25 protein-coding genes and 1 tRNA gene are annotated in these 26,810 nt (G+C 40.2%); 4 read left to right on the top strand and 22 right to left on the bottom strand.

What is annotated here, in order from left to right; genetic code table 11:
• The 8 genes from DEU42_RS10390 to DEU42_RS10355 form a co-directional block, all read right to left on the bottom strand.
• A partial coding sequence (locus DEU42_RS10390) for a type IX secretion system membrane protein PorP/SprF (protein WP_114758231.1) occupies positions 1-560 on the bottom strand: 560 nt, incomplete at its 3' end.
• 172 nt (positions 561-732) lie between these two features.
• Positions 733-2,376, bottom strand: a complete 1,644-nt coding sequence (locus DEU42_RS10385; protein WP_114758230.1) for a tetratricopeptide repeat protein — start codon at positions 2,374-2,376, stop codon at positions 733-735.
• 94 nt (positions 2,377-2,470) lie between these two features.
• The gene (gene bioB / locus DEU42_RS10380) at positions 2,471-3,556 is read right to left on the bottom strand and encodes a biotin synthase BioB (RefSeq protein ID WP_114758229.1); all 1,086 of its coding nucleotides are present in this window, start codon (positions 3,554-3,556) and stop codon (positions 2,471-2,473) included.
• Positions 3,557-3,620: 64 nt separating this feature from the next.
• Entirely contained in the window at positions 3,621-4,109 is a 489-nt protein-coding gene (locus tag DEU42_RS10375; protein WP_114758228.1) for a hypothetical protein, read from the bottom strand.
• 196 nt (positions 4,110-4,305) lie between these two features.
• A complete protein-coding gene (locus tag DEU42_RS10370) occupies positions 4,306-5,619 on the bottom strand; it encodes an HTTM domain-containing protein (RefSeq protein ID WP_114758227.1) in 1,314 nt (437 codons plus the stop codon).
• Complete coding sequence (locus tag DEU42_RS10365) at positions 5,616-6,551, bottom strand: bifunctional riboflavin kinase/FAD synthetase (RefSeq protein ID WP_114758226.1); 936 nt, start codon at positions 6,549-6,551, stop codon at positions 5,616-5,618. The genes DEU42_RS10370 and DEU42_RS10365 overlap by 4 nt, the downstream gene beginning before the upstream one ends.
• Before the next feature lie 161 nt (positions 6,552-6,712).
• Positions 6,713-7,417, bottom strand: a complete 705-nt coding sequence (locus DEU42_RS10360) for a hypothetical protein (RefSeq protein ID WP_114758225.1) — start codon at positions 7,415-7,417, stop codon at positions 6,713-6,715.
• A 115-nt stretch (positions 7,418-7,532) separates the two neighbouring features.
• Positions 7,533-8,042, bottom strand: coding sequence for a hypothetical protein (locus tag DEU42_RS10355; protein WP_114758224.1), 510 nt, complete (start codon positions 8,040-8,042; stop codon positions 7,533-7,535).
• Between the two features lie 136 nt (positions 8,043-8,178).
• Between DEU42_RS10355 and DEU42_RS10350 the strand changes: the two genes are divergently transcribed.
• The gene (locus DEU42_RS10350; RefSeq protein WP_114758223.1) at positions 8,179-11,433 is read left to right on the top strand and encodes a reprolysin-like metallopeptidase; all 3,255 of its coding nucleotides are present in this window, start codon (positions 8,179-8,181) and stop codon (positions 11,431-11,433) included.
• A 136-nt stretch (positions 11,434-11,569) separates the two neighbouring features.
• On the opposite strand, the gene pth is transcribed toward DEU42_RS10350, so the two are convergent.
• The 3 genes from pth to DEU42_RS10335 all read right to left on the bottom strand — a co-directional run bounded on the left by pth (position 11,570) and on the right by DEU42_RS10335 (position 13,926).
• On the bottom strand, positions 11,570-12,193 hold the full coding sequence (pth, locus tag DEU42_RS10345) for an aminoacyl-tRNA hydrolase (RefSeq protein ID WP_114758222.1): 624 nt from the start codon (positions 12,191-12,193) through the stop codon (positions 11,570-11,572).
• 151 nt (positions 12,194-12,344) lie between these two features.
• Positions 12,345-12,953, bottom strand: a complete 609-nt coding sequence (locus tag DEU42_RS10340) for a 50S ribosomal protein L25/general stress protein Ctc (RefSeq protein ID WP_114758221.1) — start codon at positions 12,951-12,953, stop codon at positions 12,345-12,347.
• A gap of 31 nt (positions 12,954-12,984) precedes the next feature.
• A complete protein-coding gene (locus DEU42_RS10335) occupies positions 12,985-13,926 on the bottom strand; it encodes a ribose-phosphate pyrophosphokinase (protein WP_114758220.1) in 942 nt (313 codons plus the stop codon).
• Positions 13,927-14,117: 191 nt separating this feature from the next.
• Between DEU42_RS10335 and DEU42_RS10330 the strand changes: the two genes are divergently transcribed.
• Both DEU42_RS10330 and DEU42_RS10325 read left to right on the top strand, forming a co-directional pair.
• A tRNA-Leu gene (locus DEU42_RS10330) sits at positions 14,118-14,197 on the top strand.
• Between the two features lie 63 nt (positions 14,198-14,260).
• Positions 14,261-14,821, top strand: coding sequence for a hypothetical protein (locus DEU42_RS10325; protein WP_147278103.1), 561 nt, complete (start codon positions 14,261-14,263; stop codon positions 14,819-14,821).
• Between the two features lie 124 nt (positions 14,822-14,945).
• Here the strand turns inward: DEU42_RS10325 and DEU42_RS10320 are convergent, their stop codons facing one another.
• Together DEU42_RS10320 and DEU42_RS10315 are read right to left on the bottom strand one after the other, a co-directional pair.
• Positions 14,946-15,779: a hypothetical protein gene (locus DEU42_RS10320; protein ID WP_147278102.1), complete on the bottom strand. Its 834-nt coding sequence runs from the start codon at positions 15,777-15,779 to the stop codon at positions 14,946-14,948.
• A 162-nt stretch (positions 15,780-15,941) separates the two neighbouring features.
• Positions 15,942-17,636: a peptide-N-glycosidase F-related protein gene (locus tag DEU42_RS10315; protein ID WP_114758217.1), complete on the bottom strand. Its 1,695-nt coding sequence runs from the start codon at positions 17,634-17,636 to the stop codon at positions 15,942-15,944.
• Positions 17,637-17,875: 239 nt separating this feature from the next.
• On the opposite strand from DEU42_RS10315, the gene DEU42_RS10310 reads away from it, so the two are divergent.
• Positions 17,876-18,451: a hypothetical protein gene (locus tag DEU42_RS10310; protein WP_114758216.1), complete on the top strand. Its 576-nt coding sequence runs from the start codon at positions 17,876-17,878 to the stop codon at positions 18,449-18,451.
• Between the two features lie 304 nt (positions 18,452-18,755).
• On the opposite strand, the gene DEU42_RS10305 is transcribed toward DEU42_RS10310, so the two are convergent.
• The 9 genes from DEU42_RS10305 to DEU42_RS10265 all read right to left on the bottom strand — a co-directional run bounded on the left by DEU42_RS10305 (position 18,756) and on the right by DEU42_RS10265 (position 26,802).
• Positions 18,756-19,001: an FUSC family protein gene (locus DEU42_RS10305; RefSeq protein WP_114758215.1), complete on the bottom strand. Its 246-nt coding sequence runs from the start codon at positions 18,999-19,001 to the stop codon at positions 18,756-18,758.
• A 95-nt stretch (positions 19,002-19,096) separates the two neighbouring features.
• On the bottom strand, positions 19,097-19,489 hold the full coding sequence (locus tag DEU42_RS10300; RefSeq protein WP_114758214.1) for a hypothetical protein: 393 nt from the start codon (positions 19,487-19,489) through the stop codon (positions 19,097-19,099).
• 80 nt (positions 19,490-19,569) lie between these two features.
• Positions 19,570-20,307, bottom strand: a complete 738-nt coding sequence (locus tag DEU42_RS10295; RefSeq protein WP_114758213.1) for a DUF2490 domain-containing protein — start codon at positions 20,305-20,307, stop codon at positions 19,570-19,572.
• 61 nt (positions 20,308-20,368) lie between these two features.
• Complete coding sequence (locus DEU42_RS10290) at positions 20,369-21,118, bottom strand: porin family protein (protein WP_114758212.1); 750 nt, start codon at positions 21,116-21,118, stop codon at positions 20,369-20,371.
• Positions 21,119-21,129: 11 nt separating this feature from the next.
• Positions 21,130-22,251 carry a hypothetical protein gene (locus DEU42_RS10285; protein ID WP_114758211.1) on the bottom strand — a complete coding sequence of 374 codons (1,122 nt, stop codon included), beginning with the start codon at positions 22,249-22,251 and terminating at the stop codon, positions 21,130-21,132.
• Between the two features lie 404 nt (positions 22,252-22,655).
• The gene (gene argH, locus DEU42_RS10280) at positions 22,656-23,948 is read right to left on the bottom strand and encodes an argininosuccinate lyase (RefSeq protein WP_114758210.1); all 1,293 of its coding nucleotides are present in this window, start codon (positions 23,946-23,948) and stop codon (positions 22,656-22,658) included.
• Between the two features lie 39 nt (positions 23,949-23,987).
• The gene (locus DEU42_RS10275) at positions 23,988-25,070 is read right to left on the bottom strand and encodes a M20 family metallo-hydrolase (protein ID WP_114758209.1); all 1,083 of its coding nucleotides are present in this window, start codon (positions 25,068-25,070) and stop codon (positions 23,988-23,990) included.
• 12 nt (positions 25,071-25,082) lie between these two features.
• Positions 25,083-25,862 (bottom strand): acetylglutamate kinase, encoded by a 780-nt coding sequence (gene argB / locus DEU42_RS10270; RefSeq protein ID WP_114758208.1) that lies wholly within the window; start codon positions 25,860-25,862, stop codon positions 25,083-25,085.
• Positions 25,852-26,802 carry an N-acetylornithine carbamoyltransferase gene (locus DEU42_RS10265; RefSeq protein WP_114758207.1) on the bottom strand — a complete coding sequence of 317 codons (951 nt, stop codon included), beginning with the start codon at positions 26,800-26,802 and terminating at the stop codon, positions 25,852-25,854. Before DEU42_RS10265 ends, argB begins: the two co-directional genes overlap by 11 nt.
• Positions 26,803-26,810 lie beyond the last annotated feature (8 nt).

Genomic DNA, 26,810 nt, shown 5'->3' with positions numbered 1-26,810 from the left:
GGCTTATAGTCAAGGTGCTTGCTCTTCAGCATGTTTGGCACCGAAAAGGCAAGGTAGTATTTGTTAGTGTAGTAAAAGAATCCTGCTCCAACATTAAAGTAAGTCCTGCTGATATCTTCTGAGAATGCAGGGTCGTTTGCATCCGGAACGTTACCATTTCCGATATCACTATATAAACCTACTTTATGGAAAGTAGCTCCCGCTTTAAGACCTAAGGCCAAACGGTGCTCGCCTCCAAGGTTAAGCGTATACGAGAAATCCGCGTAAGCGTTGGTCTCCTCTACAGGACCAATCTTGTCATTGATCACCGATAGTCCCAAACCTACGTTCTTGCCCACAGGGCTGCTCCCCGAAAAGGTCATAGTCGTTGGTGAATCTTCAATGTCAACCCATTGTTTACGGTATAATAACCCAAACGACAGGTTTTCTTTTGAACCCGCATACGCAGGGTTAATCACGTTCATGTTGTACATGTACTGTGTGTAGTGCGGATCCTGCTGGGCTGTAGCGTCTGCAAGGCCGCCAAGAGCTAATAATGCTGCCAGGTATAATTTCTTCATTTGGTAATGTAAGTTAGTTTAGTTAGTAGCCTCTTAAGACATTTGTTGCTGCTGTCTTCGGTATATCAGGCAGCAGCAACATACTAATTAGACTCGCGCAGATTTAGAAGGTTTAACGAATAGTTAAATTTTAACTAATTCTAAATTACGCACAATGTTTTACTTACAAATTTTACAATGAAGACAGGTAGTCAAAAAGCGTAGTGTTTTCCGGTAGTGCCATTTTTGCGCTGATGCGTTCTTTACGTTTTCGGCAAGCTTCAGCTGTAATATTAAGCATAGATGCTATTTCCTTATTGCTAAGATTCATGTAAACGTATGAGATGAAACGTATATCGTTTGCAGTCAGGGTTGGGTGTTCTGTTTTAAGACGGTTTATAAAACCATGATTCACTTCTTCAAAGTGAGTGATAAAACTATCCCATTCGTCATCTGATTTAAGATGGTTTTCAAGTGTTTTTATCTGAACAGAAAGCGTTTTGTTTTTAGCTATTTCGGGAGAAGAAGAAAGTGTATTTATCACTTCGTTAATAAGCTGGTTCCTGCCGGATAGATACAATGCTTTAGCAGACAGCTTACGATTCCTTATTTCAAGTTCGTTTTTAAGGCGTTCTTCTTCTAAAAGTGCAGCGGTTTCTTTCTGTTCATGTTCCGATTTCTCTTTTTCAAGCTCGAGGGCAATTACACGTTCGTTATGCTCTGCAATAATCTTTTTTTGTTTGTGGCGGCTAAGCATGTTTCGAACAATAAGTGCAATAATTATGGCGAATGCAGCCAAAAAACCTATTGCAGTATAAAACAGCCTTCTTTCGTGTTTGAGTTTTGCTTCATTAGCGGCAATTTGCTTTCGGTATTCGCTAATTTCGAATTTTACCTTATTATTTTCATAAAGGCGTCCGTTTTTTATGCTTTCTAGTTCTTTCTCGGCTTTTATTACGGAGTCCTTGTATTGCAGAGCCTGTTCAAAACGTTTTGTTTTTACATAGGTCTCCGAAAGGAAATCAAAAATGGTTTTTCTTGTTTCAGGGCTTTTGGTTTTTTGCAATAAATCTTTTGCTTCGGCTTCAGCCAGCGGATATATGCCTTCTTTAATATATGCCTCGATTATAACAAGCTGTAATTGGGGTCCAATGTTATTGAACTTCTTGTTAGGGAGGGTTTCATATAGATCCTGCGCCCTTTTTCGTGCTTCAGACGCATTGCCTGATATCAGGTCATTCTGTACCAGGGTTACCTGGCTCATTGCATATAGGTTAGGGTCGTTTTTTAAGTACGGGATAGACTCCAAAATATACTTGCGTGCTGTCACCGGATCTTTTGAAGCATTGTAGGCGCTGCCCAGATTCATGGCATACAGGCCTATCTTTATAGCATCTTTGTTTTCTTTAGCAATATCATAGGCTTTTTTAAAATACTCGCGAGCCTTTTCATTATTGTCTTCTTTCGAGTATAAGATGGCAATATTATTTAAAACCACCATTTCAGATGTTGGATCCAAATGTTTAAGGGCAGTATTATATGCTTCCAGGTAATAATCCAGCGCTTCCCCATAATCGAGCATCTCGAAATAATTGGCACCGATATTATTGGTTGCTAAAAAAAACTGGCGGTGCCATTGCTTCCTTTCGGCTATAGTTCGGGCTTTAGTAAGTAGTTCAAGCGATTTTACATGTTCTTTTTTCCACAGGGCATCTATACCTTTAACCACGAGCGAATCGCAATACTCAAGGTTTTGCGCTTTTGCAGGGAAGAATGAAAAAAGCAACAGTAGTATATATACCGTACCGGTATGCTTCCGGTTAAAAAGAATTCTCATTTGGATTTGATTGATGTATCCAAAGATAAGTAATAAGGTTTCAAATAAAAAAGCTCCTTAAGTGTATTAAGGAGCTTTTATGAATTGTTTAAAATTAAGCTTTTTTACCTGAGGCTTCAAGATTACGCTCAATTGTGTGTCCCGGGCGTGACCATTTAGGTTTTTCGCCAAGCGGAGCATATTGAGAATCTTCAGCTTCAACGGTTTTAGGCTGAGATATCTTTGTAAATGGTTTTTGTGGAGTCAGTCCAAGCATCTCAAACATTTTCATGTCTTCGTTTACATCCGGGTTAGGGGTTGTAAGTAGCTTGTCTCCTGCAAAAATTGAGTTAGCACCTGCAAAGAAGCACATAGCCTGACCCTCGCGGCTCATTTGTGTACGTCCTGCCGATAGCCTTACCTGAGTATCCGGCATTACAATACGTGTTGTAGCAACCATACGGATCATTTCCCAAATCTCAACAGGTTTTTCGTTTTCCATTGGTGTGCCTTCTACCGCTACCAGTGCATTGATAGGCACAGATTCCGGCTGAGGGTTAAGTGAAGCAAGTGCAACAAGCATTCCTGCTCTGTCTTCAACACTTTCTCCCATTCCTATAATTCCACCGCTACATACGGTAACATTCGTTTTTCTTACGTTATCAATGGTTTGAAGACGGTCCTCATAACCACGTGTAGAGATAACCTCTTTGTAATACTCTTCAGATGTATCAAGGTTGTGGTTGTATGCATAAAGACCCGCTTCGGCAAGGCGCTTAGCCTGATTCTCTGTAAGCATGCCTAATGTACAGCAAACTTCCATGTCAAGTTTGTTGATGGTTCTTACCATTTCCAGTACCTGATCGAATTCCGGTCCGTCTTTTACGTTTCTCCAAGCAGCACCCATACATACACGCGACGATCCGCTTGCTTTTGCGCGAAGCGCCTGTGCTTTTACCTGTTGTACACCCATAAGGTCGTTGCCTTCTACACCTGTATGGTAACGGGCTGCCTGAGGGCAGTATCCGCAATCTTCAGGGCAACCTCCGGTTTTAATTGATAGTAACGTTGAAACCTGTACCACGTTAGGGTCATGGTTTACCCTGTGTACCGATGCTGCTTCGTATAGAAGGTCCATCATCGGTTTATTATATAAGGCTATAATTTCTTCTTTAGTCCAGTCGTGCCTTTTTGTATTCATATTGGTAAATTAAATTGCGCCAAAAGTAGCAAATTCCTGTTATGTACAGAAATATCTTCGAAGATTAATGCTGATTATGCGCAAGGTCGTCTACCTTATTTATCTTTTCTACTTTGTCTTTCCAATATTGCATAAGCGCAAAAGATACTATAATTGAAGCGGCCAACCCTTCTATAGTAAGTGCAGATACGAACTGGTATAATGACGGTTCTCCACCACCAAAAATGTAAGCTGAAGCATAGTTTTGCAGGTATTCGTTAGCACCGCCGTGGCTAGCTCCTTTGTACTCGATATAGCCAATAAAACTGAATATACCCAATGCTAAACTAATAATAGCCGTGAATATTCCGGAAGTAAGATTAGTAAAATAACCATAGATATGATCGTGATAGTTTGACTTTATGGTTTTGTTTACTCCCCATATTACAAATATGAAATTTACCAACCTAAGATAAATCTGATTTGATAAGCCTACTATCTCCATAAGCAGGAAAAATAATGCGATGCCCACAAAAATTAAAAAGCCGTTAAGTGCTATTCTTGAAAAATTCATAGTTTTTGTTTTTTGGTTCTTATTTCAGTTAACACATAGCCCAATCATGGACTAAAAACACATTTAAATTAACTGTATAGTTTCTCATGTATTTATACCCGAAGTTAGGTATAAAATGGGAGAAGTGGATGAAGATTAGTAAATATTTAATAAAACAATTATGATAAAATTAGGATATGGTTTTATCTGTTGCGTTTTATTTAATTTCAGGAAGCAGTATCCAGTCGCAATGGAAAAAATAGTCCCATTTTGCGGCTGCAAGGTCTACAGTAGGATCAATAAGAGTGACGTATGGCCCCCCATTTATGTTTACGCTGGTATTGGCATAAACCGCTACATCGGCGCCCTGTTTTTCAAAATACTTATGGATGTATTGTGCCGTTTGCCATATCATGTCGGGCTTGGTTTCCATACTGCTTATCTGCTTATGAGTAAAAGCCCTGTGTGTGTCAAAGTGCAGTTTTTTACCTGTTTTTTTATCTATTATCTTAAATGTTGTATAACCGCCACGACTACGTAGCATCATACGCCAGCTTAAACGGTGGCCTTCTTCTGTAAGCAGCACATCGCCTTTAATAAGGTAGTGTCTCAGCGGAAGCAATAGCTGAATGATAAGGTAGGGAACAAAGAAGAACAGTAGTATGCTTTTGCTTTCATTAGTAGGTTTTCCGGCATCTTCGGCAAAAGGTTTCTTTTTAAAGAAGAGTTTCCTAATAGTGTCGGGTGGATAAAAGAAAACTGCAAAACTAAGGGCGAAAAACGGGAAAATGCCTATTTGTAACGTAATTGAATTAAAGATGTGAAAAATCAGCGAAGCAACAAAGGCAATGGTACGCGTGCGTTTAAAGAGCATTAGTGGTACAACCAACAGGTCAAAAGCCATACCTGCATAAGTAATAAAGAGATAAAACCACTTTTGCGTCATGATATCATTCAGCGTTGGATTGCTTACAGAATTGTTAAGCAGGTTGTGCACAAAAGTGCCGCTTAACCAACCGGGGTAAAATTTAGCCAGTGTGGCATAAAAATATACAATAGTAACCTGTAGGATCATAACCCATGAGCACCAGGCCGGCATGGTAAGTTTTCTGATCGATGGGTTTTGCTTAGCGTCTATAGAAGCGTATCGGTTTGCCGGAAGGAAAAACATCATAAGACACACCAGTAGTAACAGGTAATAGTGGTTATTGTATGATGTCTTTTGCATAAAGTAGGCTCCTGCCCACAGCAGTGTATACAATCCAATTGACCATCGATATTTGTAGCCTATCATTACGAGCAGGCCGAGAATACCCATAGCGGCAAAATAAAAATACATGCCATAGCCCGGAAGTGGCTGCAGCCATTCCATGCCAATATGCGAAAAAGTATAAGTAGGGTCGACAAGATTGCTTTTAACCCAGCCGGTAAGTATGGCGCCAAAGGTTTCGCAAGCCAATAGGAAACCTAAGAAGATCCTGAAAATAATTAACGGGGCGTTATCTATTTGGAGGAACAGGCGCTGTTTCATGAGTTCTGTTTTTCAAACCAAGCGATGGTGTCGAGCCTGTCTTTTTCAATTTGTAGTTTTAGGGCATCAAACGATTCGAACTTTACCTCGTTGCGAAGCCTGTGATGAAAGTTTACCTTAACGGGTTTGCCGTACAGATCTTCGTTAAAGTTGAGGTAATGTACTTCTATCGTAGTTCCTGTGCCGTTTACAGTAGGGCGGGTGCCAATGTTCATCATGCCGTGAACGGTCTTCCCGTCCAATTCTGATGATACTACATAAACGCCATTAGCAGGAATAAGTTTGTAACTTTCGGTAGGCTGGATGTTAGCTGTAGGGAAACCTATAGTGCGGCCCAATTGCTTGCCTTCCACCACATTTCCATTAATGAAATAAGGATATCCCAAATAGCTATTGGCAACATCAATATGCCCCTCGTTCAGGGCGTGGCGAATTTTGGTAGAGCTTACCGATACCTCGTCTATGGCAAGTGCTGATATTTTCTCAACTTCAAAGCCATATTCTTCTCCAAATCGGATAAGGTCGTCAATATTTGCAGTACGATTACGTCCAAAACGGTGGTCGTGACCAATGATTATTTTGGCAATGTTGAGTCCTTCAACCAATACATCCCTAACAAATTCTTCTGCGGTGAGCCTTGAAAAGGCCATGTCGAACGGATGGATGATGAGGTTGTCAATGCCTTCTTTTTCAAGCAGGGCTGCCTTTTCGTCCATAGTGTTGAGTAACTTCAGGTCGCTGTTTTGCTGCAAAACCATTCGCGGATGCGGGAAAAATGTAAGCACAACGCTTTCGCAGCCTGATTGTTTGCTGCTGTTGGTCAGTTTTTCCAGTATGCTTTTGTGGCCTTTATGCACGCCGTCAAAAGTACCCAGTGTAACGATGGTCTTGGTAGTTGGGATAAACTCCTGTATTGAATTGAAAATTTTCAAACCGCTCAAATATGTTCGGCAAATTTAACTATCTGTATCCAATTAAATTATCATAGTTGTGAAAATTTTTGGTTGCTGGTTGTCGGAAGTCCGAGGTCGGAGGTCCGATGATGTCTTTTGTTGCTGGCACGAACGTAATACTAGTGTGAGAGATTGAACAATCAGTCTTCTTTTTTATATTTTATATGACGACGCAAATCAGATTGTTTAATTTTTTTTCCTCCTACTATTTTATAATGAATTTTTTTGATCCAATTGCCATATTTGTCATATGTTATGTCTTGTTCAAAGGATTTTGACTTGATGATGTCGCCATATTCGGAGACAATATCGCCTGGTTCTTTGATCATATGATTTATTTTACCATTAGATTTTGATATAAACTGATTCAATGAATTAAAATAGCTAATTTCAACCTCATTAGTTTCGTAATTATATATAGCTGTTTCTCTACCTTCTAATTTTTCTTTTACGCTTACAATAAGTTCAATTGGTTTGCCTTGCTCATCATTTACGAATAATGATTCGCGGATAATATTATTTACAGAATCTCTTGATATTATTCCAGTTAAAAAGTTGTTTCCATCATATTTATACTCAGTAGATTGTGACGTATATCCAATTGCAGGATGCCAAAATGTAAATCTTGTAATAATATTATTTCCTTTTTCATCATATTGTCTATAAGAACGTCCAATCAATTTTCCTTTTTCATCATAACGAACTTGGTTTTGTATTTTATTATAAATGTTGTAAACATTAATTTCTTTTTCTTTTTTTCCTGAGTTATTAAATTGGGTATAATCTATTGTAGCTTCCGCGACTGATTTATTAGAATAAAATTCTCTTTTGTTTATGAAATTCATATAACTCGAAATGCTTTGAGAATAGAAAGAGTATGAAGTGAATAAAAAAAATAGGATTGTTATTTTATGCATTTTTTAGATAATTATTGTTGTGATATCGGTTGTGCAGAAAATTCTAAAAATTTACATCCACAACCCTCGTTACCTGCCCCTCTACCAGTTCAGGAATTTCTATATGTAGTTTGTTGTTTTTAAAAGTCAGTGTTCCTTCTTCAATTTTTCTGACTCCGGCTTTGCCTTTGCAAAAACATGCAATGTTCAATACCATTTTTGTTTTTTGGATGTCCTTGCCAGTAAGATTTAAATCTTTTGTGGAGTTGTCAATTTCAAAAGTTATTGTTTCTACGTAGCCGGCATCCTGAATCTTTGGGTCGGTAATCCTCTTGTATGAATATTTTAATACGGTCTTGCCGGGCGTATCAATTACATTAAAATAGTTGTGGCCGGTATCATCGGTCTTAATCACAAGGCTTTTGTCTTTTTGGGCTTCAAACGTACAATCGTAATTTTCAGTACAATTACTGGTAATAGTTGCGTTGTCAAAAGATTGTAAGGTGTTCTTTCCAGTAGAGCAGGAAAAGAGAACAAAGGCTATAGCTGTAGCAGTAATGATTGATTTTTTCATAGCTTAAAAGTACGAAATATAGTATAAACTGAAAATTTATAAGTAAAAAAGGTATAATAATAACTATGTCATAATGTTAAAATTTTGTTGCGTTGTGTAAATTATTATCTTCGTGCTTCTATAAAAAGAAAAATTTATGAAAAAACGTTTACTTATTGTCATGGCCTCGGTTGTATTTATGAGCGGTGCCTATGCACAAAATGCGCTTTGGAACAGAACCGAGGGTAAAAATATATCCCCAACGGAGTTGTCAGACAGAGCTTCCGTTCCTTCGGAATACCATTTGTATCAGCTTAACCTTCCGTTGCTAAAATCGCAACTGGCGAATGCGCCAATGAGAGGCGGAAAAGTGGCTTCAGGTGTAATTATACAATTTCCTGACGGAAATGGTGAGCTTAAAAGCTTTAAAATGTTTGAAGCTCCGGTTATGCAGCCTGGTCTTGCTGCAAAATATCCCGATATGAAATCATATGTAGGTCAGGGTATTGATAACCCTGCCGAAGTAATCCGTCTTAGTGTTACACGCTACGGATTGCATACAATGTTATCTACTAACGAAGGTACTGCCTATACCGATCCTTATACTAAAGATGGACTCACTAGTATCTCTTATAAAAGAGCATCTGTTGAGCCAAGGACTTTCTATTGTGGAGTTACCGAGACTACTTCTAAAAAGAAAACCAAGAATTTAGAAACCATGCCGTTTAGTGTAACGGCTACTGATGGTCAGCTACGCACATACAGACTGGCAATGGCGTGTACAATCGAGTATGCGGCATTCCATATTCAGGCGGCGGCGCTTACCGGAGGTACGATAGCTCAGCAGACAGAGGCTGTACTTGCTGCCATGGTGGTTACTGTTACAAGGGTAAACAGTGTATATGAAAAAGATTTTGCGGTTACGTTACAGTTAATAGATGATAACGACCAGCTTATATTTATTACTTCTGACAATTTTGACAACAACAATACCAATAACGCGCTGCTTAACCAGAGTCAGGGTGTTATTGATGGTGCTGTAGGTTTTGATAGCTATGATATTGGCCACGTGGTAAGTACAGGTGGTGGAGGTGTAGCCCAGCTATGGTCGCCATGTTCTAACAGTAAGGCAAGAGGTATTACAGGATTGCCGGCTCCGGTGGGTGATCCGTATGATATTGATTTTGTTGCGCACGAGATGGGACACCAGTTTGGTGGTAACCATACGTTTAATAATGAATGCGATGGTAATGTAAACGAAAGCACAGCTTATGAAACAGGTAGCGGAAGCACGATTATGGGTTATGCAGGAGTATGTTTTCCAAGTGTTCAGGATCATTCAGATGCCTATTTCCATAGGATTAGCATAGAAGAGATTACTGATTTCATAAAAGGATGGGGTGACTGTTCGGTAAATATCGAAACCGGAAATGCAGCACCTGTGGTAGATGCCGGGCTTAATTATACAATTCCGAAAAGTACTCCTTTCATACTGAAAGCAACCGGTACTGATGCAGATAATGACGCACTTACTTACTCGTGGGAGCAAATGGACCTTGAAATGACGGTTCAGCCTCCTGTATCAACTTCAACTGAAGGGCCTAACTTCCGTTCTATTGCTCCACAGAATTCTCCGGAGCGTTATATGCCTGCGTTAAATTCTGTTCTTAGCAATAATCTTTACCCTACCTGGGAAGTAATCTCTGATGTGGCGCGTACCTACAACTTTATGGTTACGGCAAGAGATAATAATGTTGAGGGCGGACAAACCGCTTATGATGATACTCAGATAACAGTATCGGGTGTGGCTGGGCCATTTTTAGTGACTTCGCCAAATACGAATGTTTCTTGGCAGGCGGGAAGCAACCAAACAGTTACCTGGAACGTTGCGGGAACTACTGCTAATGGTATCAATGCCGAGTATGTAGATATATTGATGTCTAACAACGGGGGGCAGACTTATCCTGTAGTTTTGGCTGCTAAAGTGCCAAATGACGGTAGTGAGATAATAACAGTTCCGGTTGGAAATGGTACTAACAAAAGAATTATGGTAAGAGGTTACAATCATATCTTCTACGATCTTTCTAATACAAATTTTGCAGTTACTTCGGCATCGTCTACAATGGCAATTTCTGTAAACGGAGAGCAAAATAAGCCTGCTTGTAAAGGTAGCGAGGTTACTTTCGAACTTTCTTATCAGGCACTATCAGGATTTTCGGACGCTACAACTTTTACTGTTACGGGTAATCCTGAAGGTTCTACAGTAAGTTTCAGCCCTGATAGCATAACAGCATCGGGTAATGTTACAGTAACGGTGACTGTACCGCAATCAGTTGTTCCGGGTCTGTATTCTATGACGGTAACAGCTACATCAGGTTCAGTAACTAAAGCTGCAAGTCTTTATCTAGATGTTATTAATACTAACTTTGACTCGGTAGTACTTACTTCTCCGGCTAATAATGCCGTAGATGTAGTAAGTAATGTTCAGCTTGAGTGGGCAGCAGTTGCCGGAGCAACGTCATATCAGCTTGAGGTAGCTACAGATGCTGAATTTGAAACAGTTGTAGCTAATGAGTCATTAACTGCTACAAGTTATACCATCGCTTTAAATAGTGAAAGTACTTATTTCTGGAGGGTTCAGCCGTTAAGCGCGACTTGTTCAGGAACGACAAGCGAGGCTTTCAGCTTTACTACCAGTGCAGCAATATGCAGTAACTTTGCGCCTGTAAATGCGACTGTTGTACTTCCGGATGCAGGAACGGCAACTTCAACACTATCGGCTACAGGAACGGGAGACATTGCTAAGGTAACAGTAGGACTGAAGATTAACCACACAAGAGTGAACGATCTTACAGTAAAACTTACGAGTCCGGAGGGAACTCAGGTAACGCTTTTCCAGAATGTTTGTGTAGGTGATTTTGATAATGTTGATGCTACTTTTGATGATAATGGAGATGCATTAGTATGTGGAACAAACCCTGTTGTGTCTGGTTTTATTACACCACTTCAAACGTTGAGTGCTTTTAATGGGCAATCACCTGAGGGAACATGGACGCTTACGGTTAATGATGATGTTGTGTTTGAAGGCGGAGAGCTGGTGAGCTGGAGCCTGAACATTTGTAGTGTTGAAGAGCCGCCGGTTACTGGTTTGAATGAAAATGCTTTAGCAGGGTTAACGGTAACACCAAACCCTAATAAAGGTGATTTTATGGTTCGATTCAATTCGCTTACAGGAAATGATGTTAAGATAGCTGTATATGATATAAGAGGTAGACAGCTTTTTGCCAATGCTTATGCTTATACAGGTCTTATCGAGCAGTCGGTATCATTAAATAATGCTGCAGCCGGAATTTATCTGGTAAGCATTCAGGATGGCGACAGCACGGTCACCAAAAAGATAATTATAGAATAACAAAAGAGGGACGCGAAAGCGTCCCTCTTTTGTTATGTTTAGGCCTTAACCCTCCCGATAGCTATCGGGGCTCTATAAGGAAATGTAGGAGCTTCACTCTGTTACTTTGGAACTTTGCAGCTTTGAAACTTTATGTTTACTTTCCGTTAAAGTTGCTCATGGTATTGCCTAGTCCGGCAAGGGCGAAAGACTTTACTGCTTCGGACGACATATCAAGCCTTTCTGAAAGTTTTGCAGTTTCTTCTGCATCCCATTCGCCAAGTACATAGTCTACCTGTTTGCCTTTTTTAAAATCGTCGCTGATACCGAAACGGAAACGGGCATAATCGGCAGTGTTTAGTAACTGTTGTGTGCTTTTTAGTCCGTTATGGCCACCATCGCTGCCTTTGCCTTTAATACGGATGGTTCCGAAAGGTAGGTTAAGGTCGTCGGTAATTACTAACAGGTTTTCAAGCGGAATCTTTTCCTGATCCAGCCAGTATTTAATAGCCTTTCCGCTAAGGTTCATATAGGTGTTTGGTTTAAGCAGGAAAAGTGTACGTCCTTTTACACTTACTTTAGCCATAGCACCAAGCTTAGCGGTTTCAAATGAAGCACCTTCCTGTTGTGCAATGCGGTCTACTATCTTAAAGCCTATGTTGTGGCGGGTATTTACATATTCTGCGCCTATGTTGCCAAGGCCTACGATGAGGTATTTCTTCATGGGGTCTATATCTTCTTTTTCTTCTCTTTTGCTAAAAAGAGAGGTTAACCATTTCATGGGGCAAAAATAAGATTATTTGTTGATTTGGTTATTCGATTCTTTGACAGTTCGATTGTTAGACGATTTGAATACTCTTGAATCCAAGGATCCGGTCACAAAAAAAGCGCTCTTTTTGAGAGCGCTTTCTGTATATTGAGAAAATAATAAATTATTTTTTCTTTCCTTTTGCTGGAGCTTTTGCAGCTTTTGCAGCTTCCTGAGCAGCTTTCATAGCAGCACGTGAAATTCTCACCTGTGCTACAACAGTGTTGTCTGGCTGAAGAAGTTTGTAGTTGTTCGTTGGAAGCTTAGTGATATAAAGCTTGTTACCCATTTCAAGTTCAGTGATATCTGCCTCGATAAAGTCAGGTAGGTTAGCAGGTAAAGCTCTAACTTTAAGTTTACGTTGGTTAAGACGTAATACACCACCAGCCATAACTCCTTTAGAGTTACCAACAACTTTTACAGGAACCTCCATAGTGATTTCTTTTGCAGCATCAAGCTGGTAGAAATCGATGTGAAGGATTTTGTCAGATACCGGGTGAAACTGGATGTCCTGAAGGATAGCATCGTAAGTTTTACCGTTAAGGTCAATTACTACAGTGTGTACGTTTGGAGTGTAAACAAGGCCTTTGAATGCCATTTCTTCTGCAGTAAAATGTACTGGCTGATTTCCTCCGTATAACACGCAAGGAACCATTCCAGCATTACGTGCCGCACGCGTTGCCGCCTTACCCACGCTTTCTCTTTCAGATCCTTTGATCGTAATTGATTTCATTTGAAATAATTATATAGTTAATAAAAATAAATTACACGATAAACTTCCCGCTGATGGAAGTGTTGTTCTGTACCATGTGCATAACATCTGCAAACAGATCGGCACAAGTAAGAACTTTAATTTTAGACGTTTCCTTCTTAAGAGGAATACTGTCTGTAACGATTAGTTCGGTAAGTGCAGAGTTTTCAATTTTCTCATAAGCACCACCTGATAGTATAGGGTGAGTACAGATAGCTCTTACGCTAAGTGCACCTTTTTCCATCATTAGTTCAGCAGCTTTTGCAAGCGTACCTCCCGTATCAATCATGTCGTCAACAAGGATGATGTTCTTTCCGGTAACTTCACCGATAAGTTCCATCGTTTCGATCTTGTTAGCTTCTTTACGCTGTTTGTAGCAGATAACCACGTCAGACCCTAAGAATTTAGAGTAAGCATAAGCTCTTTTCGATCCACCCATGTCAGGAGATGCGATAGTAAGGTTCTCAAGGTTAAGGCTCTTAACGTAAGGAACGAATACAGTAGAAGCAAAAAGGTGATCTACCGGTTTTTCGAAGAAGCCCTGAATCTGGTCTGCGTGAAGGTCCATTGTCATGATCCTTGTCGCGCCAGCCGACTCTAACAATTTAGCTACAAGTTTAGCTCCTATCGGAACTCTTGGTTTGTCTTTTCTGTCCTGTCTTGCCCAACCGAAGTAAGGGATAACAGCAGTGATGTGTCTTGCCGATGCTCTTTTTGCAGCATCAATCATAAGAAGCAGTTCCATCAGGTTGTCTGAACTAGGGAATGTAGAACAGATAAGGAAAACCCTTAATCCTCTGATTGATTCTTCAAATGAAGGCTGGAATTCGCCATCACTATACGTTGAGAACGTAACCTTACCCAGCTCCATACCATAGCTTTTGGCTATTTTCTCGGCCAGGTACACACTTTGAGAACATGCAAATATCTTTGCTTCGGGCTCGTTGTATGACATTTTAATTTGTTGTTTTGTAGTTAGTTAGTCTTTAGACCTATATACGAGGGTGCAAATTTAGAAATTTAATTTGACTCTAAAAGGAAATTTCAATGTATTTTCATAGAAATTAAATATTTATTTTTACATTTGCACCCACAAAACAGGAATATTGTTGCTGTTTTGGTACAGATTGACACCACAATCAACAAGCCTGGATGGCGGAATTGGTAGACGCGCACGACTCAAACTCGTGTACTTAGGTGTGTGGGTTCGATTCCCACTCCAGGTACAAAGCCCTCTCAGAAATGAGCGGGCTTTTTTTATTTTTACCATAAATTGGAAAGTAATATAGATGAAAACTCTTTTTAAAACTTTATCAGTAGTGTTGTGTATGTTTTTAGCCGGATGTACCGCAAAAACAGAGTATGATACAAACAGCCTTCTGTACGATAACGTAATCAGGGATTATGAAAAAGCGTATTTTGAACTGGAAGGTAATCCCACAGTTGATTATCTTGTAAATGAAACTTTGACAGATGAGCAGCTTTTTAAAAGGCTTGCTGAAGGGAGTCCAGGCTACTTTACCAAGGTCGATAAAGACACCCTGAAGTCACAATTGCTGAACGCTAAACCGGAGAAGATAAAATCAGGTACTGTTCATAAGAAGTTAATTGGGGCAGGGGATATTGAAAGCTTGTATAGGTACGGCTATAAGGGATTTTGGAAAAGATTTGAAGGGCGTTATGGTAAATCGGGTTATTACAGACTATCGAAACCTTTTTTTTCTAAAGACAGAAGTACCTGCATGATCATATTAGAATCGACCTATTTTGGATTACCCCCTACTAAAGTGGTTTATATTTATAGGAAAGAAGATGATAAATGGGATATAAAATCTCATTATATGCTTTGACATCCCTATAGCGTGGATTACTTAGACAGTTCGGGTAGAGCCCTAAGGTGCAATCCCTGTATCTAAAAACAAATCTAGTAAAATTGTAAACAACAAGGGCAACCATAACGGTTGCCCTTGTTGTTTACGCATTCCCCTGTGGTGGGTCTGTAGTATCCGTTGTCGTAACGGAAGGTGTATCAGTAGTTGGTACAGATGCTACCGCTGCCGGAGGTGTTGTGTCCGTTGGTGCAACCGGAGCTGCCGGTACTACGGCAAGTGAAGGAGGCACAACTACGACCTGTGGAGCGGGTGGCGGAGGCGGTGGCGGTGGAGGCGTATCGTCATTATTACCTTCATTGACCACGTCATCATTAATTGCCGGACTTTTATTTTCGCTCAGTTTCAGTCCCAGATAGGCGGTTGTGCTGATACCCATAAGCGTAAGCAGGTTTGGAGTAAGTGTCATGTCGTTAGGTAGAGTAGTATGGCCGGATACAAACACGATATATATACCACCAACTACCACTGTCCATATCACATTTTGCAGCCTGTGGATGCTTACGCCTGTTTCATCTGAAATGATATCGATAAAGAAACCTTCAGAAGGGTAGTCCTGTTGCGGAATGGTTTCTCCCTGGTTGTTGTTCTGGCTAATGTCGATAGCTTTAGATACCAGTGTTGTACCGGCGGCGATGCTTATTAATGTAAGATTAACAGTGTCCAGTACGGGAACCTGAATATCAGGATAGACTGATTGAGATATAAGCAGGTATATAAACGAACTTACTACAATCACGGTCCAGAAGGCAAGCTGGGTCCTTCCAAGACTATAGGCTGGTTTTGGGCTTCTGTTTTTAGATTTAACCGCGATTTTTTGAAAATTCTGATCATTAAATACCGTATTACGGAGCATATTTGAATTCATTGAAATCCAGATAATGAGTCCGCTAAGCACAATTAGAATAATGTAATACATACTTTTTGGGTGTAAGGTTAATAACTAGTTTGGTGTAAGGGTAAAATAACGAAGTGCTACCTAAAAAAAATAGCGTAAAAACACCTGATTTAAGGGTTTTAAATAATAAAGGCAGCCGCAAGGCTGCCTTTATTGGTTTAGGTTGGATTATGTAAGTGGGGGTTATTTCTTTTGGAATTTATAGGTTTGTGTTTCGCCTTCAACCGTTACTTTAAGAAGGTAAACACCTGTAGTAAGGTTTTCCATGTTTACCATGGCGTCAACACCGCTAAGTTCTTTTTGCATAACCAGTCTTCCGTTCATGTCATAAACCGAAACATCGCTCATTTCACGGTCGCCTGCTACCAGGAACAGGTTATTCTCAACCGGGTTAGGGTAGTACATAAATGGTGTTATTGCATTTTGTGATAAAGCTAGTACTGTTGTTTGTCTGTAATAAGGCAATGACCAGGGGCTGTTAACTTCTTCACTGCATTTAGAGCGAACAAAAATTTGATATACTTCCTGAGAAGAAAGGTTTTCAGTTATCAATCCTTGAGAATCGCCGCTAAAAGTAGCATAGTTCTCTTCGGCTAAAACAGCATTGGTTGTTTGTCCCTGAGTGTTATAGATTTTTCCGTAAAGCACTTCCCATTCGTCGATATTGCCCAACTGATTCCAGTTAGCGCTAATTCCGGTAGCTGGTGACGTGCCTGTTAACTGATAAGGCATGGCACACATAGCGGTATTGCCACTACCTCGGTTTTCTAAATAAGCTGAGATAGGGAAGTTACCCTGACCGGCATTAAATACTGCGTCAGGTACATCAACTTTTACGGTATATGTTCCTGCCGGAAGTGTACCAAGGTCTACTTCATGTACAGGGATTTTATCTCCCGGACACCAGTTGTTCCAGTAAATCCATCCGCGCTGAGGTTTTACTGTAGCATTGTAAATACCATTGCCCTGAGTGTTGAACTGGCGGTATGGTTCACACGATTTTCCTCCGGGAGCATAGGCATAGATAAGGTTGTTGTTTAGATATACATAATGCTGACGGCGAATATACTCTTCGCCATTTTCATTAGCACCGTGGTTAGAAGTAATAAGGAATAGTTTCAGGTTTTGTACTTCCGTATCCAGTGTGAAATTGATTAGCTTGGTGGTTTCACCGGGTACATCAGTAGCATTATAATTGTTGAAGTTTACTTTACCCAGTACAGGTTTAAAGAATAATGCATTTTCATAAATTATTAAAGGATCTTCAGTGGTCTCAAATTCAATTGTAGCTCTAAAAGTATCTTTACGGCCTGAACATCCCGGAATCTGTGTTTGTCCTGCGCTTGTTGTTCCAAATAGTTCAACTTCTAACCACATATCGTACTCTTCCCGAAGAGCGGTGTCCGAAAGTATCGAAGCAACATTGTCAAGTTTAAAAGTATAAGGGACATTACTTGGAGAGACGTTCTTATTCATAAAAGGAGTGATAATACGTGCCATCTCTATACGCTGTACTTCAGCTTGCACATAGGTTTCCGATCCCTTAGGAACAAAGGCTAGTGAGATGTGGCCAAGACGGTCATAGTTGTCACAGGCGGCTTCAAGTGTTATGTTTAGCTGCAGGGTGTTGCCTATGGCATCCAGCTGCTCATCGCTAAGTTTTTTTGAATACTTGGCATTGGTAAACCTGTGTATGTCGGTAGGGATAGGTTCATATAGTTCAGCGTCGGTTAAAAAGGTGGCATATCCGTCATAAAACAATACACCATCATAAACGGTTACTGTTTCCTGAGCTTCAGCTTGTAAACCTGCCAGGCAAAGCATGAATACTCCGGCCTTGGTTAGTTTATTCCTTAATTGGGTAATTTTTAGATTCATATTTATGGTTGTTATTATTAATCGATGTAGTGGTTTAATTATTGGCTAATAAATTCTATTTATAGATTAAAACTTGTTAAAATTAGCAAAAATATTAATATTTATCACTAAAACAATAAATATCTAACAAATAATATAATTTAAAATTATTTTTTAACATTTAATGCAAGAATAGAAAATAAAATGTAGGAATTAATCTCGAAGATTAATATTAAGTTTGCGGCCTTAATCCGCTTAAAATGAACAAACTTTATTTCTCTCTTATCCTGCTTTTAGCAGGTCTCTTTTCTAATTTGGCGTATGCCCAGCCTAAAAAGGGTGAATTTATTAATGTGTCTGCAGGAATGGGTGTGGTGGCTCCTAATGATGAGGCAGATGTAACGGGTAGTGGCTTTTATGCGCAGGGCGAGTATGTCTGGGCGCCACGCACCTGGTTTGCCCTAAGGCCGTATGCAGGAGTGATTATTGCATCGGGCGAATCGGAAACTGTAGAAGTAGCACCGGGTGTAAAAGAATATATCAAATCGAATGCTTTCCTGATTGGAGGGAAAGTGCGAATTGCAGCACCAATACCTTATGTTGCGCCTTTCCTGGAAACAGGTGTGGGTATGTCTTTCGGTTCTTTTGAGACATCCACGCAGTTTGTCCAGCTCAAAAAGAGTGGTGCATTGGTTCATATTCCTTTTACATTGGGACTGGCAATAGGGAAGAGACATGGCACAGAGGTTAAATTCACTTACTACTACCATAATAGTGTAGAGCAGTTCTCTGGAGCTGTGGCTGTAGGTTTCTCTATCCCGTTAAATGAGGATTAATCCGGTTACTTTTTTTAAGATAAATTATAACAAGCTTAGCATTTCTTTACCGTTAAGACGTTGTGGTATTTGGTACTTTTGAAATACCACAAGCCGTAATCTTTTGCAGAAACGTAGATGACGGGCTGTCAGGCTGCTGAGGAGGCTGTAAAGGGTTCATGTGCTTTCCGCCCGTTCGTACATGAAATACAACCTACGCCGGCGCATTTTGCGGAAACCGGTCAGCAACACAGCGGTATTGTATAATGATTACGGCTTTTTTAACCAACACCAATAAAGGCGACCATCAGGTCGCCTTTATTGGTTATTTAAGCTTACGTTCTTTTAAAAGAGCTTCTACTTCTTTGTTCTTGTATTTGGAATTATTAATTAGCTTATAGGCTAAAAATAAAGGGATAATTGTAAGAAAGCCCCAGGTATTCTTCATTACACTGTAAAATACGATTCCAAACAGGAACCCAACAAGTACAGCATTGATTACCGCTGCCGTTTTAAGTTTTTTTGATTCCTGTAATAATTCCAGGTCGTTTAGTTCGTTTAGGTTTTTCATTTGTTGGTTTTGTTTGATAAACCAAATATAGGAAATTACTTGTTTGCACGTAAGTTTGTGACCGGGAGTGTGATGTTAGTGCCGGGAGGTGTCGATTAATGATCTGATGTTTTTATTATGCTGTCATATTCTAATCTCATATTAAAAACCCTGTTTTCATTTATCCAGGTGTTTGTGCCAATCTTGTAACTATTGGCAACAATATAATAGATGCCTTCGTTACATTTGAATTCAAAGACTTTTTCATGTCCTTTATAGTGTGCGAATTTTTCGGGTATGGCTTCAATAAGTTGCCTTATTTCTATGTTGCTCATAGTCCACGGGATGTCGAGATAGGTGACTGAATCAAATTCAATGTCGATATTACAGGTATGATTTTCATCAAAATCGTCCTGATCTGGAAATTTCATCGGACTCCTGAGAATAAGGATGTGATGACTTATTGTACATACCCATATTCTAAAAACCCTGTCTGCTAATTCAGTCATAATGTTAAATTTTATATGTCACTAGCGTAAAGGTTGCGTAAACGATGTGTTGTCAAATAACCCATCTGCAAATAACCAAACTACAACCTCACATACCCCGCCAGCTGAATAATACTGTTGGAAATATCAAGGCTTCTGCCTACTACATATTGGTTCATGTAACCGGCTTCAAGGTCAAATTTAGAGGAGAAGCGCCATCCTAAAGCTACATAAGCCCTGTTTTGGTCAAAAACCTTACCGTTAGTTATCTTATCGTTGTTCTGTATATTAAAAAGAAGCTCATCCTGAAAGGCTACAAAAGCGCCTTTTGTAAAGTTATCAGTTTTTTGCAGCGGCATAACCATACGGGCAAAGTAGCGCAGCCTTAGGGCAAACTCAAAATCATCGCGCACCAGCTCGTTATTTTCAGCGACACCCATACCCACAAAGCGCTCCTCTAAACGTAAACGATGCTGTAATGATGTATTGCGTCCATCAAGGTTAAAGCCCTGCTTGTAAATGTACTGCTGCCAGATGCGGTGTTCCGGAATCCATCCAGCGATACCATCCTTACTTCTTTGTGTGTCTATGTAAGCATAACCCACAGTTGCAATACTCTTGCTGTTTATATTATAATTAAGTCCCGGACGCAACAACACGCTTTGGAATTTCTCCCATTCGTCTGAACTTCTGAGCTGTGCATCAAAGTGAATGCTCAACTTATCGTTAAGCTTATAAGAAGCAAAAACAGCTCCCCAACCGGTAAAATCCTTTCTGGTTTGAGCCGTTAAGGCACATAAATTCAATAAGAGTAAAAGGGATAAAAAAATCTTTTTCATGAGCAATAGATAGGTAATATCCGCAAATATAACCTATTTAAAACTTACAGAAAAGTTCGTACTATGGGGTTTGTATTACCTGAATTTCTGCTGCTTTTTTCTCTGCCGCTTTTCGTTCGGCTTTTCCCTTACCTATCGGAATGCCCACATTCAGATATAAGGAACGGTTGTAAATGTCAGGACCGTCGCCTTTCATTACCGGTACCAGGCCCATGTAGTAGGTAACGCCGATGTTCATTCCGTGGCCTTTCATTAAATGGTAGCCGGTTCCTACTGTAAAGCCTGCGTCTAAAAAGTTAACTTCGTCTTTAATCTTGTGTTTGTAGGTTAGTTCCTGTCCGTCTATTTCTTTTGTGAACATATCAAAAGCTTTGGCGCGGACACCAAGCTCGGGTCCTGCTTTAAAATAGATGTTGTTCTTAAATCGGTATTTTAGTAATACCGGAATATTGAAATAGCGAAGTTCACGGTTTACATGCCCACCTTCAAACGAGGTATCGAGTGTTTCGTTGTTTAAAGAGTAAACATCAAGATCTTTAGCTCCCATTGGAGATTTTACCAATACTCCTGTATTGATCATCCACTTAGGGTTTTTCTTCATCAGGAAATCAAAATAAAAACCAAGATTAAATCCAGAGTTCATTTTTGTGTCATCCAGATTCGCCAGATATGAAAAGTTAGCCCCTCCTTCCAGGCCAAACTCAATATATTCTGAATTAAGCTTGTCGCCAAATATCAACGAAATGAGTATTTGGGAGTGGGCGGTATAAAATCCCGAGAGAGCAATGATCAGAAGTAGTTTTTTCTTCATAAAAGTATTTATTACAGTCCAAAACGATATTGTAGGCTACCCAAAACCTGTGTTCGGCTGCCTAAAAAACCCACTTCGGCCCTAAACATATAATGCCTGTTAAACTGGTATTGGCTCCCTATGATAAAATTCCACATGTCTTTAGGTGATTTATGTAAGCCATACTGAACTGTTGAACTGCTTGCTGTGCTTAAAGCACCGTCCAGGCCATTAAGGAAGTTGCCGGCAGTTTCCAGCGCTCTGTTAGCAGCTGCATGTTTGGCAATGTTAGCAGGATTTGCCTGCTGTATAGGGGTTAATCCTTCCCACCAAGTATCTACGGATTCCTGCTTTTGTGCTACGGCTTCCAGTCCGTTGTCTACTTTTTCCTGCGCATTTTCAAGCGAAAAAATATCGGATAGTTTTATATTACCTGTAGTTTGCCCGTTGATATGCACCCTGAAGGCGCCTACCCAAACAACAATATTACTTTCAGGTTTGTTCAGTTTAAAGCTTTTTCCAAAACGGGGACCAAAAACATAGCTAAAAGCAGGTTTGTCCAGTTCGGGTATATCTGTCCACATCATATTCATGTCAAGGGCAAACCATCCTCCGGCAACACCTATTGTTGGGGTTATTCCCAGCCCCATACTTACCGCATCAAAATTGGCCTTGGTTTTAAAATTAGCTACTTCACTCCAGCTGTTGTTGCCGTCGGGAACCCAAATACCGGCACCAATATTGGTTTCCAGATGCGATTTTCCAAAAATTCCATATATGTTAAGAAATGGCAAAAGCCATACATCAGGCCTTACAGTTATGGCGGCGGCAGTGGCGCTGGCATCATTAAAGCGGACTACTTCGTCCAGATTGAACGTAGGTCCGTTGTTAAAACCAACTCTCAGGTTTTCTATGAGCAGATCCGACTTCGACCAAAAGTAGTTGACAGATACTCCGGCAGAGTAGGGTAACTGAAATCCTTTTTTAGTTGCTTTTTCTCCCCATATTGGCAAAACATAAGGGTACTCGCTGGTTTGAAGGCTGTCGATAAGGGCTTCGTTTTTTTTACCTACTACCTTATCGGTATATACCTGTGCAAAGGTTTGGGCAGAAACAATAAATAAGAACAAGGTCAGAAGTTTGGTTAGTTTCATGGTTGTAACATATAATTGTTGGTAAATGGCAAATAAACAGCTACATAAAGATAAGTTTTTTAGAATGGTTGTATTTTTTTTGCCTTTATTTCATGTATCAAATTATAAAACGCAACACATTTTATTCTTTTGGGTATCACAAAAATTAAATTTTTATGGATGAGGTAGCTTTGTTTCAGATTGAGGGTTATCTGAATTGTTTAGTAATAGGATAGAAAAAAAATAAGCTTCCGGAAGGAAGCTTATTAGTAATTATGTAATTGGATTTTACGGATGGTCTAACCTTGCATTTAAAAATGGTTGGTTGGGATATCGGCAAATCTATAACATGTGTTTTGATAAAAAACAGGTAAAAATACCTGATTTTAGTACATACGTTTATTTCTTACTCAAAAAACAGAATGTTATGTGTTAAAGCTCAAAGCGGTATTCATTTTTGCCTGTATTTCATTTAGGCACAAATTGTTTATGCTTCCTTCGTGAGAGTGTTTGGTGGCTTTTGGAGAGACAAAAGAATTGTTTTCTACCTGTTCGCCTACAATTTTGTATGCATCCCTGAATGGCACTCCGCTGGAAACCAATTCGTTTAGGGCATCTACGGTAAAGAGATAGTCATATTTTTTGTCGTCAAGAATGTCGTTGTTGGGTTCTATCTCCTTAATACTGAAAATAGCCATCTCCAGACATGATTTCAGGTTTTGCAATGCCGGGAACAAGCCTTCCTTTAATAGCTGCATATCACGATGATAACCACTTGGTAAATTGTTGGTTATAAGTGTGAGTTCATAAGGTAAAGCCTGTATTTTGTTGCATTTACCTCGTATTAGTTCAAAAATATCCGGATTTTTCTTGTGCGGCATAATACTGCTTCCGGTTGTAAGGTGCTGTGGCAGCTTGATAAAACTAAAGTTCTGGCTTAGGTACAGGCAAATGTCCATTGCAAGTTTAGACAGCGTTCCTGCTACCGAAGCCATGGCAAAAGCAGTTGTTTTTTCGGCCTTTCCTCTGCTCATTTGGGCTGCAACAGAATTGTATTTCAAGGTATTGAATCCCAGTTCCTGGGTAGTTAGCGTCCTGTTGATGGGGAACGAACTGCCATATCCGGCTGCCGATCCTAAAGGATTCTGGTCGACTACATTGAGTGCAGCATTAAGCATAACAACATCATCAACAAAACTTTCGGCATAAGCCGAAAACCACATGCCAAAAGATGATGGCATAGCTACCTGAAAATGAGTATAGCCGGGCAGTAAAACATCTTTATGCGTTTCAGCCTTAGCCATCAACAGCTCAAAAAGTTCTTTAGTTTGTTGTTTTATGGCTATAAGTTCAGCTTTAAGGAACAGGTGTACGTCTACCAGAACCTGATCGTTCCTGGAACGTGCTGTATGTATTTTTTTTCCTGTGTCGCCAAGCTTTTCAATAAGCAGGTATTCAACCTTGCTGTGAACATCCTCAAAAGATTGTTCAATTGTAAAGTCGCCTTTTTTTATGTCGGTCAGTATATCTTCAAGCGCCATTACAAGGTCCTGCACTTCATCTTCGGTAAGCAATCCAACGCTGCCCAGCATTTTGGCATGGGCCATCGATCCAGTTACGTCATATTCTGCAAGAAGCAGGTCAAGTTCACGATCATTACCCACCGTAAACATATCGGTTTTTACATCGGTAGGTATTCCTTTTTCCCAAAGTTTCATGGTAATTCTTTTAATGCGAAAGCCAGGCTTTCGTTATATTTACTGTTTCAGGAATTTGCTCAGTATGGTTATATAGAGTTCAATTCCTTCTTCAATTTCGTTAATATATATAAATTCATCTGCCGTGTGCGACCTTGGCGAACTGCCCGGTCCCAGCTTCAGCGACTGGCAATATAATACCGACTGGTCTGACAATGTTGGCGAACCATAGGTGGTTCTTCCTAATTCAATACCGGCCTGTACTATAGGGTGATTTTTGTCTATTGATGAAGAGTTGAGGTGTAGCGAACGTGCTTTTACAGTTGCTTTGCCTTCAAGTTCTTTTTGTATTATTTCTAATACCTCTGTATTAGAGTAGCAGTCATTTACCCGGACATCTACAACCAAATGGCATTCAGCAGGAATCACATTATGCTGTTTTCCGGCACTAATCCCTGTAACCGTCATTTTCATGGGGCCTAATACTTCGCTTACTTTTTCAAAACGGTAATCGCGGAACCATTCCACCACGCCCAGTGCATTGTAAATAGATACATTATCATTAGGGTGGGCAGCATGCCCCGGAGTTCCTTCTACAATCACATCCAGCACTAATAATCCTTTTTCTGCGATGGCGAGCTGCATTTCGGTTGGTTCACCTACAATGGCACAATCAAGAGTAGGCAGATGTTTTAATACACTATTCAGCCCGTTAGGGCCACTACTTTCTTCTTCGGCAGAAGCTACCATTACAATGTTGTAAGGCAGGTTTTCAGCGTCATAAAAATAAGTGAACGTAGCCATAAGCGATACCAGACATCCTCCTGCATCATTACTTCCAAGTCCGAAAAGTTTACCCTCTTTCACGATAGGTTCAAAAGGGTCTAATGTATAGCCCTGATTTGGTTTAACCGTATCGTGGTGAGAATTCAACAGTAGGGTAGGCAGTGCTTCGCTATAATTCTTGTTGAATGCCCAGATGTTATTGTTTTCGCGATTAAAAGGAATAGCATTAGCCGTAAACCAGGCTTCAATCAACAATGCCGTATTCTGTTCTTCAGATGAAAATGAAGGTGTAGCTATGAGTTGTTTTAGCAAAGCAATGGCTTCATGCGTAAGTTTCTGTATGGATGTATTGGCCATAAAATGTTTTGGTTATAAAGTGATAAGGGTATGGGTTTCTCCGGTTATCATTGCCGGACTCCCAATCCCTATTTGGGTTACACCCTTACTCAGGGCATCAAAACAGTTTTCGAGTTTGGGCAGCATACCACTATGTATGGCTCCATGTTCTCTAAGTTCACTGTATTGCTCAAAAGTAAGGCTTTTTATAACCGATTCTTTATCGTTTACATCAAGCAGTACTCCTTTTTTCTCAAAGCAGTATAACAGTTTTACATCATAATAACCAGTGCAGGCCACTGCCAATGGACTGGCAATGGTATCTGCATTGGTGTTCAGGAGCTGTCCGTTTCCATCATGTGTTACAGCACAAAAAACGGGAGCTATATCCTGAATTAAAAGGGCATTAAGCAATTCTGTATTTACCGAGACCACATCGCCTACAAGGCCGAAATCTATGGTTGTATTTTCTCTTTTTTTAGCACGGATGAGGTTGCCATCGGCTCCTGTAAAGCCCATGGCATTTTCCCCCAGAGCCTGTAATTTGGCCACGATGTTTTTGTTTATCCATCCGGCATAGGTCATTACCGCTACTTCAAGCATAGGGGCATCGGTAATTCTGCGTCCCTCATGAAAAACAGCTTTAATGCCCAGACTTTCTGCGGTTCGGGTAGCCAGTTTTCCACCGCCGTGTACCAGTATTTTGGCACCTTTTATAGTTGCAAAATCTTTAAGAAAGCTGTCCAGTGCTGTAGCATCATCAATTACATTGCCTCCTATTTTTACAACGGTAAGCTGTGGCTTATTTTTCATTTTCAAGTATTTTGGTAAGTATTGCCTGTGCGGCATACGTACGGTTATTCGCCTGTGGGATTACTATAGATGCATCACTGTCAAGCACCGCGTCGTTCACGATCATATTTCTTCTCACCGGCAGGCAGTGCATGAATTTCGCATTGTTGGTCAGTGCCATCTTCTCAGGTGTAACAGTCCACGATGGGTCTTTGCTGAGAATCTGTCCGTAATTATCATACGAGCTCCAGTTTTTAGCATAGATAAAATCGGCATTGGCAAAAGCCTCATCCTGATTGTGGGTAATGGTAACCCCTTGAGTAAATTCAGGGTTCAGGTTATAGCCTTCAGGATGCGTGATCACAAAGTCTACATCGGCTTTTTTCATCACTTTTACAAACGAGTTAGGCACAGCATGCGGCAAAGCCTTAGGATGCGGAGCCCATGTAAGTACCACTTTAGGCCTTGCAGTAGTTTTATATTCCTGTATCGTAAGGGCATCGGCTACAGCCTGAAGCGGGTGTTCGGTAGAGCCTTCAAGGCTTATTACCGGAACACTTGCATATTTTAGAAAAGCATTTATAACATACTCTTCCTCGTCTTTTTTCTTGTCGGTAAGAGTGGGGAAGCTTCTTATGGCTACGATATCGCAGTACTGCGAAACTACCTGTGCAGCTTCTTTAACGTGCTCGGCACTATTACCATCCATAATGGCGCCGTCTTCAAATTCTAACGACCATCCCTCTGTGTTAAGGTTCATTACTATGGCGTTCATGCCCAGGTTAAGCGCTGCTTTCTGGGTACTTAGCCTTGTTCTCAGGCTTGGGTTAAAGAACAAAAGCCCTAGGGTTTTATTTTTACCTTTTTCGGAATCGGAAAAGGGAGCCGCTTTTATTTTTTTTGCCAATGAAATCAGTTCGTCAAGATCCTGAATATCATCAACAGAAGTGAATTTTTTCATTGTATTTG

Source organism: Flavobacterium sp. AG291, assembly GCF_003350375.1.
GTDB classification, from domain to species: domain Bacteria; phylum Bacteroidota; class Bacteroidia; order Flavobacteriales; family Flavobacteriaceae; genus Flavobacterium; species Flavobacterium suzhouense.
This window is presented reverse-complemented; position numbering and strand designations above follow the sequence as displayed.